Genomic DNA, 14725 nt, shown 5'->3' with positions numbered 1-14725 from the left:
GTGCGAGCGGAGGTGGGTCGGCGCGCAGCACTCGACCCGCACCCGCTGAGCCGTTCTCTCCGTGCGAGCGTGATGGGGCTCCTTGAAAATCCCCAACCCCCTGCTCGGGGGGCCATCAGACCTGCTCGACGGATCTCCCCACCCATTCCGGGCCTGTCCTGGTACGGGACACCAATAGCGAGGACCGCCCGATGGCCCGTCAGGATCTGGGTGGTGTGTAGTTGCATATGCCGTAGCGGCATGTGGTGTCGTCGAGGGCACCACAGCACGAAAGGCCCTGTCTGCGATGCACCCCTCCATCACGCCTCCCCGCGAGGTCAAGATCGGTGATGCCGCCGCCTTCGCCGGGACCACCCCGCGCGCCATTCGCCACTACCACCAGATCGGTCTGCTGCCGGAGCCCGGGCGAGGCGGAGACGGACGCCGCCGCTACGGCTACGACGACATGATCCGCCTGCTGTGGATCCGCAAGATGTCCGAGGCCGGCATCAGCCTGGACGACATGCGGGCCGCCTTCGACGAAGCCCGGGACGTTGAGGACGTCCTGGGCCGACTGGAGGAGACCCTGGCCGCCCAGGAGGCCGACATCAAGCGCCAGCGCGCGGCAGTCCAGCGCCTGCGGGTCGTGGGCAGCCCACTGGGCTTGCTCTCCCCCTTGGTCACGGACCGGCTCAGCCACCTGCCTTCTGACGCACTGCGCCCCTCCGACCTGGACGCCCTGCTGGTCACGGAACGGATCTTCGGGCCGCTGGGAGCCGCAATTCAGGCCGGCGTGTTCATCACCCTGGCCACCCACCCCGATCTACGGGCCGAGGCAGACCGCCTCGACGCGGCCGACGCCGCCCTCGATGACACCGTCGACCCCCACGACCCGCAGGTCGAGGAACTCGCCGCGCAGCACTGCGCCCACCACAAGGCCCTGCTCCAGGCCATTGAAGCGGCCGGACTGGACGCGGCCGAGGAGCAGCTCTTCGAGATCTGCGACGCCGAGGCGAGCGGTGAGGAGGACGCCCGGATGAGCGCCTTCGAAGCGGTCACCAAGATGCCCTACGGCTTCTCCGCGGCCCGGACGCGGTGCATGGAACTCACGGCACAGCTCCTTGACGGGGACCTCTCCGCAGGCAGCTGATCGCGTGCGCATCCACGGCGATCTCGAACTGGTGCCGGCGGATCTACAGGTGGCTCGCGCACGGCGTCATCCCCCGCCTCGGCTGGGGCGCCGACAAAACGGCGTACTCCTCGGGTTCGAGGAACACCTCGTCGTCCTCGGTGTCGTTGCCCTTGGGGAGTCGAGTGTGCGCGCACGGGTTCGAATCCCGGGGCGCCGGATCGGCGTCCACGGCCGACTGGAGGATGCTGAAGAGCAGGCCGTGGAGGTTGGCTACGGTCTTCGGCGCGTACGCCCGGCGCGCGGTCTCCGGAGGGTGAAGGGGGCCGGGCCTGCCGTTGTGGAGGTCCAGGATCCACTGGCTCACGTGATCGCGAGTGAGCCTGCTCCCGCGATCGGAGACCGACAGTTCTCCGAACCACGGAGTCATGTGGTTATCGATGAACTTCGTGCAGTTGGTTCGAGTGTGGTCGGAGATGTCGGTCAGCAGCCCTACGTAAAACGCGCACCTCAACCAGAGCCCCTGGGGGAGGCTGGCTTCCCCCAGGGGCGGTACCCACTTGGCACAGTGGGCAGACGGGCCCTCAGCGGCTGGCCGCAGGGGCCGCCGATCACTGCGACCGACTGTTGCGTGTGCTGGTTCTCTCCGCGCGGTCGAAGGCCAATCGGCGCCTGACGTCCGTATCTTCAGGGGTGAGTCCGATCGAGGCGGTTTCACCATTCCCGCGAGGGCCAACTCGACATAAAATCAGGGGACTTGCATAGTCGGGAGAATCAGGAGCCCGCGTGGAGATTGTTGTCCTGGCTGTGTGTGCCGCGGCCGCATACGGACTTTTCCTGAAGACCCGAACCGTGCTCCACGCCTGGCGGCTCCCCGCCCTGTCCATCAGCATGGATCGGCTGGACGTCTACCAGAAGCAGGCGTTCCAGGAGATCTGCCGAAGATCTCCGAGCCTCGGCACCCGAGTCCGCCTGGCACCTTACTTCGATGAGCGGCACTGGAACCGCGCCGACGCCCTGCTCGTCCTCGCGGAACCCGTCAAACACAAACTCGTACGCATCGAGGGATGGAAGTTCGGTTCCTACGCCCTCACTCGCAAGGGCTGGCGCGAGTACCGGAAGCACTTCATGTGGACAGGGATCAGTGACGAATCCATGCACATAACGGCCTCAGCGGGCGGCTTCGCGGCAGTCAACGTCAACAGCCCTCACGGGGTGGCCCAGAGCAGCGGGCGGGACAGCAGCGCCGACCTGTCCGGCATCTCGTATCACCAGCTGGCCACTGCCCTCACGGCCGACTCGGAAGGTGCCCAGCCCGAGGAGGCGGTCAGGGCACGGGAGTATGCCGAAGACCTGACGGACGCGGCCGGTGCGCAGGACACCGACCGGGCCAACCGTGTCCTCAGTCGCGTCAACGCCCTTCTTGCGACTGCGAGTTCCGCCTTTACCCTGACCAGGAACCTGCTGCCGCCCGGCAACTGAGCCCGGACCCACCTCGCACCGCTCGGCTTCCGGAGGTCGGTGACGGCCGAATCAGAAGCTACGTCAAGCACCCCAGCCATTGAGATGCGTCCCGCCCGGAATCGGGGTACTGGTGGGCTCGCGTCATCAACTATCGCTGGTTCCGCTGGGGACCCAGCCTGCTAGTGAAACCGGTTTTAGCGGTAGGGCTCAGCGCTCTCCAGTTACCGGCCGCCGAGGCGGCCGACCTGCCAGTGCCCCCGGCCCGTGACGTCCACGAACCATCGCGTGAGCGACCAGCACGTCCAGGACGGCCGCCATCCGCCCGGTGTCCCCGGCACCGGGGACGGCCTCACCCAGACGCTCCACGATCGCCGTACGGGTCAGGGGCTCCCGGGACTTGCCCAGCGTCCGGGCGACCGGTGCAGCAGCGTGTCGCCGGGCGTCCCCAGCTCCGCCTGCCCCCACCGGTCCTCGCCGCGGGTGTGTCGATCGGCGTGTGCGGCCATCCGCGTCGAGACGCGCTCCAACATCACCGGCCACACCGGCTGCCGCTGCGAGGGGACTCGCGGGCGCTTCTGCTGTCGCCAGTACAGCGCCCCGCCCACCGCCCCGGCCGCCACCGCTGCGGCCGCCAGACGCTTCGGGCTGCTCTGCCGGATCACCCCTTTGACCAGGTGCTCCGTGATACTCAGGAAGACGCTGGCCTGCCGTTCCAGGTCGATCATCTTGCCCTCTGTCACCCCCATGTCCCCCAAGGCCGAGCGAGGTCGGCCTTCTTGGTGGTTTGTGTCGGCCCCCGTTGGGGGGGTTCTCTCCGCGCAGGCGGAGGTCAGCCGAACCGGACCTCGCCCAGCGCGCTTATGCCGCCGTTCTCTCCGCGCAGGCGGAGGTCAACCTCAGGTGGTCGGGCACGTCCTCGGTGAGGCGACGTTCTCTCCGCGCGAGCAGAGGCCAGCCGCGATCACACGTACCACCGTGGCCTACTCGCAGTTCCCAACGGCCCCGGGGAGCGGCGGGCGTGCGCCCTGCAGCCACCGGGCAGCCATGACCCGCGCAGGCGTCAGCTCTCGTGCCAAGAGTTTGGAATGGGGCGGTCAGGCGTCCTCGTACGCCCAGGCCCGTCCGGTCTGCCGGTACTCCCCCACGGGGATCGGGGCGAGGCCGGTCCGCATGCGGGCGGTGTACAGCAGGCCGTCGAGGTGGTCGACCTCGTGGCCGATGAGGCGGGCGGGTCCGCGTTCGTAGACGGTGGTGACCGTCTCGCCAGTCAGGGCGACGGTCTCGACGGTGATCCTCAGGGGCCGGGGGACGAGGCCGCGGACGTCGAAGAAGCTGAGGCAGCCCTCGTACTGCTCGTCCATCTCGGAGGAGCGGTCTGTGATCTTCGGGTTGAGCAGGACGATGGGAGGCGCGTCGCCCGGTGGCTGGACGATGGCTGCCGCGCGGCCGATGTTGATCTGTGGGGCGGCGATGCCCATTCCCTTGGCGAAGGGGTGGACCTGGCCGATCCGTGCCATGGCGGCGAACAGCTCGTCGGTGATGCGTTCGGCTTCGTCACGCTCGGCCGGCAGGTCGAAGGCTCGGGCTGGTTCGGCGAGGATGCCGGCGTCGTGCTGGACGACTCCAAGGTCTCGCATGCGCTGGCTGGGCCGCACGTCAGTCACCTGAACTCCTCATTCTTCATGTCGCGTTCGGGACGCGCCCGGAACCGCCACTCAAGACGGTACCGAGCGTGGAGAGCGGGTGAGGTCGTGATCCATGTGAACCGCCGTAGCTCACCGTTGTCGCTGCGGACGGGCGGAGTGCGCAGCGGTGAGGCTTCGGCCGTCATCGAGGTCTCGGTGCCCCAGACCACCGGGTCGAGGGCGGCGGGAAAGGCGAGCTGGACTTCGAGCTGTTCGGTGGGCAGGCGGACGGCCCGCTGGAACCAGTTGCCCCACTTGTCGTCGCCGACGGTGTAGGCGTACTCGATCCACACGCACTCGCGCGGGTAGAGACGGAAGCGGCCGTCTTCGTTGTCGAACAGCAGCCAGAGCTCTTTGAAGGCGTCGCGGTCGTGCTTGGCCTGCCAGCGCATCGGCTCGCCGCGGCAAGTGGCCGTGAGGTCGAGTTCATCCCAGGTCAGCGGATGGGCTCGGTAGTGCGCGTTGGACCGTTCCGGGTCGCCGGGGTAGCGGTCAACGGAGATGCGAATCAGGTAGCGGGTCACCGGTTCGGTACCGGTGTTCCGCAGCAGCCGGCGCATGGTGAGGCGGTAGGAGCGGCCGTCGTACTGGAGGCGGGCGGCGTCGTGCTCGACCATGAGGGCGGAGCCGGTGGCGTACGGCTGTTCGGGCCTGCGCGGGGCCGGCTGCGCCGCGGACGGCCGCCGGTTCCAGATGCGAGCCTGCTCGTAGTCGCACCACCGCCGCCAGATGGCCTTCCCGGCGTTGAGGGCCTTGTCGGCGAGCCGGGCGAACTCCTCGCTGGGCTTGTGACGGCCGGACTCCATGTGGCTGACGTACGACGGGTCGAAGCCCATCGCCTGGGCCAGTGCCCGCTTGGACATGCCCCGCACTTCCCGCCACCGTGCCACCTCGGCCGCAAAGTCCTCAGCCGCCTGCTCGGCGGTGGTCTCCTCGCTGCGCCCGTCCATCGAAGCCCCACCCCGTGTCATCTTCAGTGAGCATGAATGAACCGTGAGTGATCCCAGTTCATCATCCCGTCACGGTGTGCGCCGCCGCTTTCCTTCCCTCACCGCCCCGGATCGACCTGTCCGGGCACTTGAGGAGGCGACGCCCCATGCGTGTGCTGTATCTGCTGAACATCTCCAACCCCGACCGGCTGTCCGCTGATTCAGGATGGATCTTCGCGGACCTGCTTGCTCCGGCTCTGGCGGATGCCGGGGCCGAGGTGGCCGTCGCGGCTCCGGCGCCGGCGGGGGATACCCGCTGCGGCTTTCACCGCACGCGGACGCCGGGGACGAAGTACCGAGCCCGGTTCTCGGCGGACATCGACGAGCTGGTGGCACTGATCCGGACTGAGCGGCCGGATGTGGTGGTGGCCAACCAGATCGAGGAGGCCCCGGCGGTCCGCACGGCCCTGCTGGAGGCCGGATCGGATGCGCTGCTGGCCGGGTATTGCCACTACCTGCCGTTCTCCTTCAGCGAGGGCGACCAGATCCTGCTGGATCCGTCCCTGAACGATGCCGGGCTCGGCAGGCCGGTGCTGCTGGCGTTCGCCGCCGGCCTGGCCGCGTGCGACCGGGTGATGGTGCACTCGGCCACGGCCGCCTCCTGGGTTTCGGCGTTGGCCGCCCGGTTGGCCATGGACCTGGGTGACCGTCTGCGGGTGGTGGCCGCCCCGCGGGATGAGCGCCTGGTGCGCGACCCGGCCACCACCCGGGCCGCCGCCTCCGGTCCCGGCGGGGCGATCGGCGTCTACAACCACCGCTTGTACGCGCACTACGGCAGCGAGCAGTTTGTCGACCTGGCCCGTCACCTGGTGTCCTCCGGAACCCTCCGGCTGCGGGTGATGGACCTGTTCGGCCGGCGTCGGGCCGAACGGCAGAGCCTGGACGACAGCCCCGAGAAGATGCGCGAGAGGCTGGCCGCACTGCCGCACGTGCAGGTCGTCTCCGACCGAGGTGACCGCGTCCGCTACAAGAGCCTGCTGGCCGGAGCCTGCTTCGGCATCGCCCCGTTCCGCCCCGGCTGCCCCTGGTCGATGAGCGTGATCGACTGCCAGGGCATGGGCCTGCCGGTCATCTCCCCGCGTCTGGGCTGGCTCGCCGAGCACATCGACCCCGAGCTGTGCTTCACCACCCCGGCCGAGGCCTTCGCCGTGGCCGAACGCCTGGCCACCGACGCCGAGTTCCACGCCGTGCACGCCAAGCGGGCCCACGCCTCCACCGCCGACTTCACCCCCACCCTGGTCGCCGCCCGCTACCTGGAGGCCATCTCGTGACAAGCTTCGACGCCGTCTTCCTGTCCTACGACGAGCCGATGGCCGACTCCCTCCACTCCCGGCTGCAGCGGACGCTGTGCGGCACGGTCAAGCGACTGCACGGGGTTCATGGGATGCGCAGGGCCTACCGGCTGTGCGCCGAACTCGTGGACCGCGAGCAGTTCTTCCTCGCCGACGGCGACTTCGCCATCGACCCCACCTTCGACCCGGCCGCCGTCGAGCCGCTGGCCGAGGGGCTGTCCATGCGGGTGTGGCGGGCGGTCAACCCGGTCAACGGCCTGACCTACGGCTACGGCGGGCTCAAACTGATCCGCCGCAGCGCCCTGCGCGAGATGGGCGAGGCCGTGGACGTCCTGGCCGCCCTGCCCGGCCGGATCGAGTTCACCCAGGAGACCGCGGGGATCACGCGATTCAATCAGAGCCCCTTCCACGCCTGGAAGGCCGGTTTCCGGGAGTGCGCGATGCTCGCCCGCGGCAGCGAGTACGGCATGGCCGACGACGACGCCCGGCAGCGGGTGGAGGCCTGGACAGCCAGCCGCAGCGGCGAGTTCGCCGCCTACGCCGCCGCCGGAGCCCATGAGGGCATCACCTTCGCCCGAGACGCCGCCCGGGGCACGGCGCGGTTCGGTCTGCTGAACGACCCTGCCTGGCTGCGCCGGCAGTTCACGGCCGCACACGGCGACCAGGCGGTGGCCGGATGAGCGGCAGCGGCCCTCTCGTGCTGATCGAGCCGAACGCTCACCGGCTCGGCGGGCACTACCAGACCACCTTGGCCGCCCTCGCCACCGCCAGGCCGGGAAGCGTCGTCATCACTCCGTCCGGGCTGGCCGCCGACCCGGCGCCGCTCCGAGCGGCCGGCACCCGGCTGGTCAGCGGCGCCCGCGGCCCGATGGCTGCCGTACTACTGGCCGCCGCCCGGGGAGCCTTGGCCGTATCGAGAGCCGGGCAGCGCGCGTTCGCCTCGCGACGGTGGCCGCTTGCCCTACGCCGGGCACCGCACCAGGTCACGCTCGTCGCCCGGTGCCTGACCGAGGCCGCGTGCCTGCATACCGCCCGTAGGCTCGTACGAGACCCTGCGAGCGTGGTGGTGCTCACTGCCAGCGAGGCCCTGCACGGAGCAGCCGCCCTCCTGGGCGGCCAGCCGCACCTCCGGTTCGTCCACGAGCAGGTCACCACCGAGGACACCCCGGTCCGGCTGCTCGGTCGCCTCGCCCAGCGCGGCGAGAAGCGGGTGATGGCGCTGTATCCCACGGCGGCCGTGCGGGAGGAACACGCCGCTGCCTTCCCCCGCCTGCCCGGCATGGTGCGAGCCTTCGCGGTCGACGACGGCAGTCGGCTCACCGACGCCGAACGGACCGCCGCCCGTGAGGCCTTCGGTATTCCCAGCAACGCGGTGGCAGTGTCCGTGGTCGGCTCCTGGTGGCCTTGCAAGGACATCGCCACCATCGACGCCGCGCTTCCCCGCGTGCGCACACCGCTGCACCTCCTGGTCCTCACCGGCAGCCCGCTGGACGAAGCCGTGCTGCATCGATGGCAGTCCCTGCCGCGGATCCGCGCCCACATCGTGCGCGGACCAGTCGCCGAGACGGACCTGCGGCGCATCTACGCAGCCTCCAGCGCCGTGCTGGTCGCCCGCCGGCCCGGGGAGGGAAAGGAGTCCGGGCTCGCCATGGACGCCGCCCGCCACGGCGTGCCACTCCTCGTCTCCGACCATGACCCGCATCTGACTGCACAGCTGGCCGGACGGTCCTGGGCGAGAGTGTTCCCCGCCGGTGACCCGGCCGGACTCGCCGCAGCCTTCGACCGGCTCGCCACCAGGCCCCTCGCCACGCCGGCACCTGGCGACGGCCGTGTGCTGGGCATGGCTCCGGCTGCCGAGCAGGCCGCCTTCCTCACCGACCTCTACCACGACCTGATCAAGGAGCGGCCGTGATTCCCGCACTGATCGCCGTAATCGGGCCCGTCGAACCGGACTTGCTGACTGCCTGGACCGCGCACTACCGGTCCCTGGGCATCGAGCGATTCCATATCGCCTTCCACTTCACCTCACATGTCCCCGACGGCCGTCAGGAAGAGCTGCTGGAGACCAGCCGTGCGCTGGGCCACGGCCCGTCCCACGTCAACACCGGCCCCTGGCATGAACGCATCCACTCTGACCTGCGCGACGCCCTGCGCCACGAGGCCGGGCCCGGCTGGCACCTGATCGCCGACTCCGACGAGTTCCACCACCACACCGAGCCCATCGACCGCGTGATCTCCACAGCGGAGGCGTCCGGCCGCACAGTCGTAGGCGGGCTGATGCTCGACCGCGTCTCTCCCGACGGACGCCTCAGCCCCTGGCAGCCCCATAACGGCCTGGACCGTGCCTTCCCGCTCGGCGGCCACCTCACCCACCGGCTCCTCCACGGAGACCCCCGCAAGATCGTCCTCGCCAGCTCGCAGGTAGCTCTCGCACCCGGAAATCACCGCGCACCCGGCCACAAGCCCGCCCCGGACTCCCTGGCCTGCGTGCACCACTTCAAATGGCGCTCGGGCGTCGCGGATGACCTGCGACAGCGAGTGGCGAAGTTCAGCTCGGGCGAATGGACCGAGGACACCTCGGCCGTCCGTACAGAGGCCGGACGTCTGCTGGACCACATCGACCAACATGGTGGCCGCATCAACGTCGCCGACCCCAGCCTCCGCTTCCGCAACGTCACCCTCGACCGGATGCCGGACGGCTGGGCAGCCGAGGCTGGCTCGATCGTCACCCGCTGGCGCCCGCCCGGCCTGGCCGAAAACCAGCGCAGCTAGGCCAAACCCGCGAGAATGGGGGCGCTGCGAACGACCGAGAGGGGGAGAGCCGACGTGGCTGCCGACACACCGCAGGCGGTGCTCCTGGTGGGCATCACCGGCTCCGGCAAGACCACCCTCGCCCAGGCCCTCGCCCGCCATGGCGTGGTCCGCCTGTCCGTGGACGAGGAGGTCCACCGCCTCCACGGCCGATACGGCGTGAACTACCCCGAACATTCCTACTTCGAGCGCGAGCGGCCCGTGGTCGAGGCGACCCGGGCACGCTTCGTCAGAGAACTGGAGGCGGGGAACGACGTCGTCCTGGACCACGGGCTGTGGCGTCGCGCCGAGCGCGACGCCTGGCGGCACGCTGCCCGCGAAGCGGGCGGCCACCCCCTGGTCGTCTACCTCCCTGCCGAACGCGACGAGCTGCTGCGCCGCCTGGCCGGCCGCAACGAGCGCGAGGATGCCAACGCCCTGACCGTCACCCCTGAAGCCCTCGACGACTTCTTCGCCCGCTTCGATACGCCCGCCGAGGACGAGCAGGTGATCGTCTACAGCGGAGACGTCGACGCGCTCATGACGACGCTCCGTGACGCTCGCCGGGGCTGAGCCCGTCACCTCACATGGCCGCCGAAGGGTCCTCTCCTCCTCTGAGACGGGGACCTGGGCAGTCGGGGGCGGCGATGCCAAGTGCGTCAAATGTGCCGGGCGTTGCTCGATGGTTCGGCCGGCGGCCGACTTGAAGATCCCGAAGAGCGACGCTATCGCTGGCGCATCGTCAAGTTCATGCGCCAGTACGCTGCGGCCATCAGAATGCGGTCGCACCCGGAGGGCCGTCCTTGGCGCAGGCAGATCACGAAATGGCAAAGGCCCATCATTACCGCAGGTCGGGAAGGGTTCTCTCCGCGCGAGCGGAGGTGGGTCGTACAGGTGCATGCCGCCCGAGGGGGTCAGCACGTTCTCTCCGCGCGAGCGGAGGTGGGTCGGTGTATTCCTCCGCCGCCTGCCCGTCTCTGACGTTCTCTCCGCGCGAGCGGAGGTGGGTCATCAGGCCCGATCAGGTCACCTGATCGCGCAGGCGCACGCCTTCCCCCGCAACGTCGACGTCCGCAACGGCGCCCACGTCGCCACCCGGGCCGCAGGCTCCACCGACAGCTGGTTCCACGCCACGGCTGCCGTCGTCGGGTGGCCCACCACGCCCGTGGGCCCCGACTTCCTGTCGCCCCTGCTCATCGGGATGCCCGACGTGATCCGCACCATCTCCATCACGCAGCAACTGGAGCCCAACGACAAGGCCGTGGAACGGATGCTCGCGGAGGACACGAACAACCAGGCGGAGATGGACCGCGACCGTAGGCACGGAAAGAACATCGACCCGCGCGACCAGATTGCCGCGAGCGCCACCGGATCACGGGGCATGGCCCTGGCCTCCTCCGGCGCGGCCGGCTCCGCCGTCGTCGGCTACATCACCATCTCCTCCCGCAGCGCCGAGGAGCTGGAGCGCTCGAAGCGGACGACCGCTTCCCGTGCCCGCAATGCCCGCCTCCGGATCGAATGGCTCGACCTCGAACACGCTCGCGCCTTCGCCACGACCCTCCCCCTCGCCGGAGGCATCAAGTGACTGACCTGCTCGACCTCGCCCCGCTGTCCCCGATGCACGAGACGGTGCGGCGCCCGCTCTATACGGAGACGACCACCAGCCAAGCCCTGTATCTGCCCATCGCGCCACCGACCCTCGGCTCCGCGGGCGCGATCATCGGCCGGGAGCTGTACTCCGGCAAGGCCTTCATCTACTGCCCGTTCTCGGCGTTCGGCGACGGCCTGCCCGGCGGGAACATGATCGTGATGGGCGACACCGGCCGGGGGAAGTCGGCGCTCACCAAGACGTACACGGCGCGACAGATCCGTCTCGGCCGTCAGGTGGTCGTGCTCGACACCAAAGAACAGAAGGAGCGGGAAGAGGGCGAGTGGGCCGCGCTCGGCCGCTCGCTGACCGGCAAGACCCCGGTCAAGTTCGCCCCGGGCGGCGGTCGCGGTGCCTCGTGCATCAACCCGATGGACCCCGCCATCGCGGGCAAGCGGCAGATCGAGCTGGTGCGGACGATCGTGGAACTCGGCCTCGGCAAGTCCCTGAACGAGTTCGCCGGCTCCGCGCTGCGCATCGCGATCCGCCGGGCCCACCAACGGGCGGGCGACCTCGGCCGCACGCCAGTCCTCGCGGACGTCGCCGCCGCACTCCGGTCTCCGGAGGAGTCCGACGCCACGGACAAGCAGCGGACCCGGGACGAACTCCTCGGTGACGGTCTGGAGGCGTCCTATGTACTGGACCGGCTCTGCGGGACCGAACAGGACGCGACCGGCGACCTCACCGGCATGCTCGACGGACCGACGAGCCTCGGTGTGGACCTCGACGCCGACATGATCGTCTTCGACCTGACGAAGGTGCCGTCCGGCGGTGTCGCCATGACGATCCTCGTCGCTGTCATCAGCGTCTTCCTCGAAGAGGTCTGGCTGCGCCCGCTGTGCGAGTGCGGGACGGAACCGGGACAGCACGACCGCGTCGTGCTCGATGCGAACTCCGGAGCCTGGGAACTGGGGCCGAACCCCGAAACGGGCTGCCGCCGCTACACCCAGCGCAAGCGCATCCTCGTCTGCGAGGAAGCGTGGCACATCCTCGGGACTCCTCAACTCGCAGCGCTTCTGGAGAAGTTCCTGAAATTCGCTCGGGGCTACGGGCTGAGCTGCATCTTCATCGTCCACCACCTGTCGGACATCGATGACAGCCCGGAGACCCAAGCAGCCCTGACGATGGCGGACACCATCGTCATCTACTCGCAGAAGAAATCGGAGGCAGAGGCGACGGTGTCCCGGCTGGGCCTGCCGTCCTGGACGGCGGAGCACATCATGCGGCTGCGCCGCGGGATCGCGCTGTGGAAGGTCGGCGACGTCATCTACCCCGGTGTCCAACACCTCCTGGTCGAAGCCGAGCAGCACCTCTGCTTCTCCTCCGGCTCGATGACCGACCTCACCAGCACCTCCCCGGACGCCGAATGACCAGCCCCCGGCTCTCCGCCACCGACCTTTCCCCCGCAGATTCGGAGCGCGTCCCCTCCATGACGATCAACCTCGAGACCACCTTCCCCACCGACGAGCACGCGGCGCGACAGGACATCGACCATCTGCACGCCGATGCCCTCGAACTCGCCCGGCGCACCAAAGCACTGGCCACGGCCCTGGACCACGGCGACTACTCCGCCGCCGGTGGCCGCGTGCGCACGGCCGTATCGCACATCTGGCGGGCTGCGGAGGACCTGCACAGCGCCTTCCACACAGCTCCGCCGCGCTGCGCCGGGCCCCACGCGTCCCTCTCCCGGCTGTGCGGCCGACGGATGCGCTACCTCGCGGCCCGCGTCGCCCGGAGGGCCGAGTAGTGGACTTCCTGCCGAGCACCATCTCCCTTGCCCTGTACGCCCTGACCGCCATGAGCGCGGTGGCCCTGGTGACGGTCTGGGTCCTGACGAACCGGGGCCGACGCAACGCCGGGTTCGCTACGAAGGCCCACCTCAAGCGCCACATGTCGGCCAAGGCCGTCGTGAGAGCTACGGAGATCCGGCCCTCCCTCGCGCGCGACGCAGACCACCCCGCCCGCACGTCAACGGTGAGCTTCGCGAAGAACCGCTCCGCCGGATCCTGACCCGCCCACTCACCTCGTATCTTCCCCGGAGCACGTCATGCGCCACCCCCTCGATCCTCACGACTTCGGCTACTCGCTGGGGACCTCGCAACGTCCGAAGGGCGTAGAGCTGTGGTCCCGCGCGGACAAGGCGTGCCGGGTCATCGGCCCCATGGGCAGCGGAAAGACTCTGCGCTTCTTCGCTCCCACCATCCGCAACTGGACCGGGCCGGTCCTCGCCACCTCGACCAAGCCTGACCTGGTCGAACTGGCCCTGGATGCACGTCGGCGCGACGGCCGCCCGGTCATGGTCTTCGACCCTCAGAACATCGCCCCCTCCCTGCCGCGGTTCCGTTGGACGCCGATCACAGGCGCGTCCGAAACGGAAGTCGCGATGATGAGGGCCAAGGCGTTCGTCGCCGGCTCCCGGATCCCGGGGTCCGCGGCGCAGTCCAGCGAAGGCAGCGCCTTCTACAAGGGCCAGGCATCCAAGATCCTCGCCGCGTTCTTCCACGCTGCCGCCCTCGACGGCGCTGACCTGGACTGGGTGCTGAAGTGGGCCCGCAAGCTCACCGACCCCGCTCCGCTCGGCATCCTCAACGCCCACCCCGGCGCCGGCCCCGGCTGGGCGGACATGCTCCGAACCGCGACCACAGGCGACAGCCGTACCGTCGGCAACACCGCCTCGACGCTCGATGCAGCGCTCGAACCTCTGATGCACCAGTCGGTGATCCGCGCGCTCCAAGGCGACGGAGAGAGCCCTACGGACTTCCGCGAATTCCTCGACGCACAAGGCACCATCTTCCTGCTGGGCAAGGGCTCGGAGGTGAACAGCGTCGCGCCGCTGACCACGGCGATAGCCGAGGACCTGCTGGACCTCGCCGAGGCCCACGCCATCGCGTCCCCGGCAGGGCGTCTCGACCCGCCCCTCCTGGCCGCCCTGGACGAGGCACCGAACATCGCGCCGATCCCCTCCCTTCGCCAACGCGTCGCCGACGGCCGAGGCCGCGGCATCACGGTGATCTACGGCCTTCAAGGATGGGCCTCCGCCCGCGCCCGCTTCGGCGAGGACACCGCGAACGAGCTGGCGTCGTTCACCAACCACGTCGTGGTCTTCGGCGGAGCGAAGGACCCTGCCTTCCTCAAGGACACGTCCGACCTGTGCGGCCAGGTCGAGCGCGCGCGCACCACGAAGACCACGACCGGAGGAGACCGCGGCGGACACTCGACCGCCACGCACATGGCACTGGAACCGGTCCTGCGCCCAGACGAGATCCGGGCTCTGCCCGAGGGCCACGCCCTGGTGCTCGCGGACAACCTCCCTCCTGTCGTCACCCGCCTCGACGGATTGCGCGAAGCGGCTGGGAGCAGGTAGCGGCTCGAACCGTGCTCCGCGATCTCGGCTGGAAGCGGGCTGAGGAACTGCACGCTCTCGTACCGCCGGAGGACGTGCCGGAGGTCGACGCCGAGTTTCAGGCAGTGGAGGAACTGCACCTGCACGGTCACCGCACCGGGTACGCGGTGGGACCGTACGGAACGATGCGGCTGACTCTGGACGGCGCGGAGCAGGTGCTCACGAAGGTCGCCGCGCGGGAGACTTCCGAGGCTCGACCTGACATGACCACTCAAAAATGATCAACCCGCAAGGCAACAAGAGGGGCCCACTGCGGAACGCGCAAAGAGGGTGATCACCACAAGACGGCAACGGCGAAGGTGGTGTCGGCGGCCATCCCGCCCACAACGTCCGCGAGTCACGCGTG

General features: G+C 69.5%; 17 protein-coding genes and 1 pseudogene. 13 read left to right on the top strand and 5 right to left on the bottom strand.

What is annotated here, in order from left to right; genetic code table 11:
- Window positions 1–286: 286 nt before the first annotated feature.
- The gene (locus tag ABT112_RS07035; RefSeq protein WP_351506423.1) at window positions 287–1129 is read left to right on the top strand and encodes a MerR family transcriptional regulator; all 843 of its coding nucleotides are present in this window, start codon (window positions 287–289) and stop codon (window positions 1127–1129) included.
- 43 nt (window positions 1130–1172) lie between these two features.
- On the opposite strand, the gene ABT112_RS07030 is transcribed toward ABT112_RS07035, so the two are convergent.
- On the bottom strand, window positions 1173–1475 hold the full coding sequence (locus tag ABT112_RS07030; RefSeq protein ID WP_351506421.1) for a hypothetical protein: 303 nt from the start codon (window positions 1473–1475) through the stop codon (window positions 1173–1175).
- 419 nt (window positions 1476–1894) lie between these two features.
- Here ABT112_RS07030 and ABT112_RS07025 point away from each other — a divergent pair, with 419 nt between their 5' ends.
- Window positions 1895–2590 carry a hypothetical protein gene (locus ABT112_RS07025; RefSeq protein WP_351506418.1) on the top strand — a complete coding sequence of 232 codons (696 nt, stop codon included), beginning with the start codon at window positions 1895–1897 and terminating at the stop codon, window positions 2588–2590.
- 362 nt (window positions 2591–2952) lie between these two features.
- Here ABT112_RS07025 and ABT112_RS07020 read toward each other — a convergent pair whose 3' ends face one another.
- The 3 genes from ABT112_RS07020 to ABT112_RS07010 all read right to left on the bottom strand — a co-directional run bounded on the left by ABT112_RS07020 (window position 2953) and on the right by ABT112_RS07010 (window position 5207).
- Window positions 2953–3312 (bottom strand): hypothetical protein, encoded by a 360-nt coding sequence (locus ABT112_RS07020; protein WP_351506416.1) that lies wholly within the window; start codon window positions 3310–3312, stop codon window positions 2953–2955.
- Window positions 3313–3666: 354 nt separating this feature from the next.
- The gene (locus ABT112_RS07015; protein ID WP_351506414.1) at window positions 3667–4236 is read right to left on the bottom strand and encodes a peptide deformylase; all 570 of its coding nucleotides are present in this window, start codon (window positions 4234–4236) and stop codon (window positions 3667–3669) included.
- Window positions 4233–5207 carry a helix-turn-helix domain-containing protein gene (locus ABT112_RS07010; protein WP_351506412.1) on the bottom strand — a complete coding sequence of 325 codons (975 nt, stop codon included), beginning with the start codon at window positions 5205–5207 and terminating at the stop codon, window positions 4233–4235. Before ABT112_RS07010 ends, ABT112_RS07015 begins: the two co-directional genes overlap by 4 nt.
- A 146-nt stretch (window positions 5208–5353) precedes the next feature.
- Here ABT112_RS07010 and ABT112_RS07005 point away from each other — a divergent pair, with 146 nt between their 5' ends.
- Genes ABT112_RS07005 through ABT112_RS06985 form a run of 5 tightly spaced genes read left to right on the top strand, consistent with a single transcriptional unit; the run spans window position 5354 to window position 9901 of the window.
- The gene (locus ABT112_RS07005) at window positions 5354–6517 is read left to right on the top strand and encodes a glycosyltransferase (RefSeq protein ID WP_351506410.1); all 1164 of its coding nucleotides are present in this window, start codon (window positions 5354–5356) and stop codon (window positions 6515–6517) included.
- On the top strand, window positions 6514–7218 hold the full coding sequence (locus ABT112_RS07000) for a hypothetical protein (protein WP_351506407.1): 705 nt from the start codon (window positions 6514–6516) through the stop codon (window positions 7216–7218). Before ABT112_RS07005 ends, ABT112_RS07000 begins: the two co-directional genes overlap by 4 nt.
- Window positions 7215–8450: a glycosyltransferase gene (locus ABT112_RS06995; RefSeq protein WP_351506405.1), complete on the top strand. Its 1236-nt coding sequence runs from the start codon at window positions 7215–7217 to the stop codon at window positions 8448–8450. Before ABT112_RS07000 ends, ABT112_RS06995 begins: the two co-directional genes overlap by 4 nt.
- Window positions 8447–9310 carry a glycosyltransferase family 2 protein gene (locus ABT112_RS06990; protein WP_351506403.1) on the top strand — a complete coding sequence of 288 codons (864 nt, stop codon included), beginning with the start codon at window positions 8447–8449 and terminating at the stop codon, window positions 9308–9310. Before ABT112_RS06995 ends, ABT112_RS06990 begins: the two co-directional genes overlap by 4 nt.
- Window positions 9311–9364: 54 nt before the next feature.
- Window positions 9365–9901, top strand: a complete 537-nt coding sequence (locus tag ABT112_RS06985; protein ID WP_351506401.1) for a P-loop nucleotide/nucleoside kinase family protein — start codon at window positions 9365–9367, stop codon at window positions 9899–9901.
- A gap of 105 nt (window positions 9902–10006) precedes the next feature.
- Here ABT112_RS06985 and ABT112_RS06980 read toward each other — a convergent pair.
- Window positions 10007–10137: pseudogene (locus ABT112_RS06980) on the bottom strand (transposase family protein); the annotation flags it as partial.
- Window positions 10138–10331: 194 nt separating this feature from the next.
- Between ABT112_RS06980 and ABT112_RS06975 the strand changes: the two are divergent.
- From ABT112_RS06975 to ABT112_RS06950, 6 genes are read left to right on the top strand one after another with little or no spacing between them, the layout of a single operon-like run.
- Window positions 10332–10913, top strand: a complete 582-nt coding sequence (locus ABT112_RS06975; protein WP_502975263.1) for an SCO6880 family protein — start codon at window positions 10332–10334, stop codon at window positions 10911–10913.
- Window positions 10910–12346 (top strand): putative type IV secretion/conjugal transfer ATPase, encoded by a 1437-nt coding sequence (locus tag ABT112_RS06970; protein ID WP_351506399.1) that lies wholly within the window; start codon window positions 10910–10912, stop codon window positions 12344–12346. The genes ABT112_RS06975 and ABT112_RS06970 overlap by 4 nt, the downstream gene beginning before the upstream one ends.
- A gap of 59 nt (window positions 12347–12405) precedes the next feature.
- Complete coding sequence (locus ABT112_RS06965) at window positions 12406–12723, top strand: DUF6238 family protein (protein ID WP_351506398.1); 318 nt, start codon at window positions 12406–12408, stop codon at window positions 12721–12723.
- Window positions 12723–12986, top strand: a complete 264-nt coding sequence (locus ABT112_RS06960; protein ID WP_351506396.1) for a hypothetical protein — start codon at window positions 12723–12725, stop codon at window positions 12984–12986. Before ABT112_RS06965 ends, ABT112_RS06960 begins: the two co-directional genes overlap by 1 nt.
- A gap of 37 nt (window positions 12987–13023) precedes the next feature.
- On the top strand, window positions 13024–14340 hold the full coding sequence (locus tag ABT112_RS06955; RefSeq protein ID WP_351506394.1) for a type IV secretory system conjugative DNA transfer family protein: 1317 nt from the start codon (window positions 13024–13026) through the stop codon (window positions 14338–14340).
- A gap of 11 nt (window positions 14341–14351) precedes the next feature.
- Entirely contained in the window at window positions 14352–14600 is a 249-nt protein-coding gene (locus ABT112_RS06950; protein ID WP_351506392.1) for a hypothetical protein, read from the top strand.
- Window positions 14601–14725: the final 125 nt, after the last annotated feature.

This window comes from Streptomyces sp. NPDC002055 (genome assembly GCF_040296705.1).
Taxonomy (GTDB): Bacteria; Actinomycetota; Actinomycetes; order Streptomycetales; family Streptomycetaceae; genus Streptomyces.
Note: the sequence above shows the minus strand (reverse complement) of the source record. Positions and strands in the feature narration are given on the sequence as shown.

Excerpts from the sequence above, each read along its gene's own strand:
- ABT112_RS07035 (WP_351506423.1), top strand. The coding sequence starts at position 287 with ATGCACCCCTCCATCACGCCTCCCCGCGAGGTCAAGATCGGTGATGCC.
- ABT112_RS07010 (WP_351506412.1), bottom strand. The coding sequence starts at position 5,207 with ATGGACGGGCGCAGCGAGGAGACCACCGCCGAGCAGGCGGCTGAGGAC.
- ABT112_RS07005 (WP_351506410.1), top strand. The coding sequence starts at position 5,354 with ATGCGTGTGCTGTATCTGCTGAACATCTCCAACCCCGACCGGCTGTCC.
- ABT112_RS06995 (WP_351506405.1), top strand. The coding sequence starts at position 7,215 with ATGAGCGGCAGCGGCCCTCTCGTGCTGATCGAGCCGAACGCTCACCGG.
- ABT112_RS06965 (WP_351506398.1), top strand. The coding sequence starts at position 12,406 with ATGACGATCAACCTCGAGACCACCTTCCCCACCGACGAGCACGCGGCG.
- ABT112_RS06955 (WP_351506394.1), top strand. The coding sequence starts at position 13,024 with ATGCGCCACCCCCTCGATCCTCACGACTTCGGCTACTCGCTGGGGACC.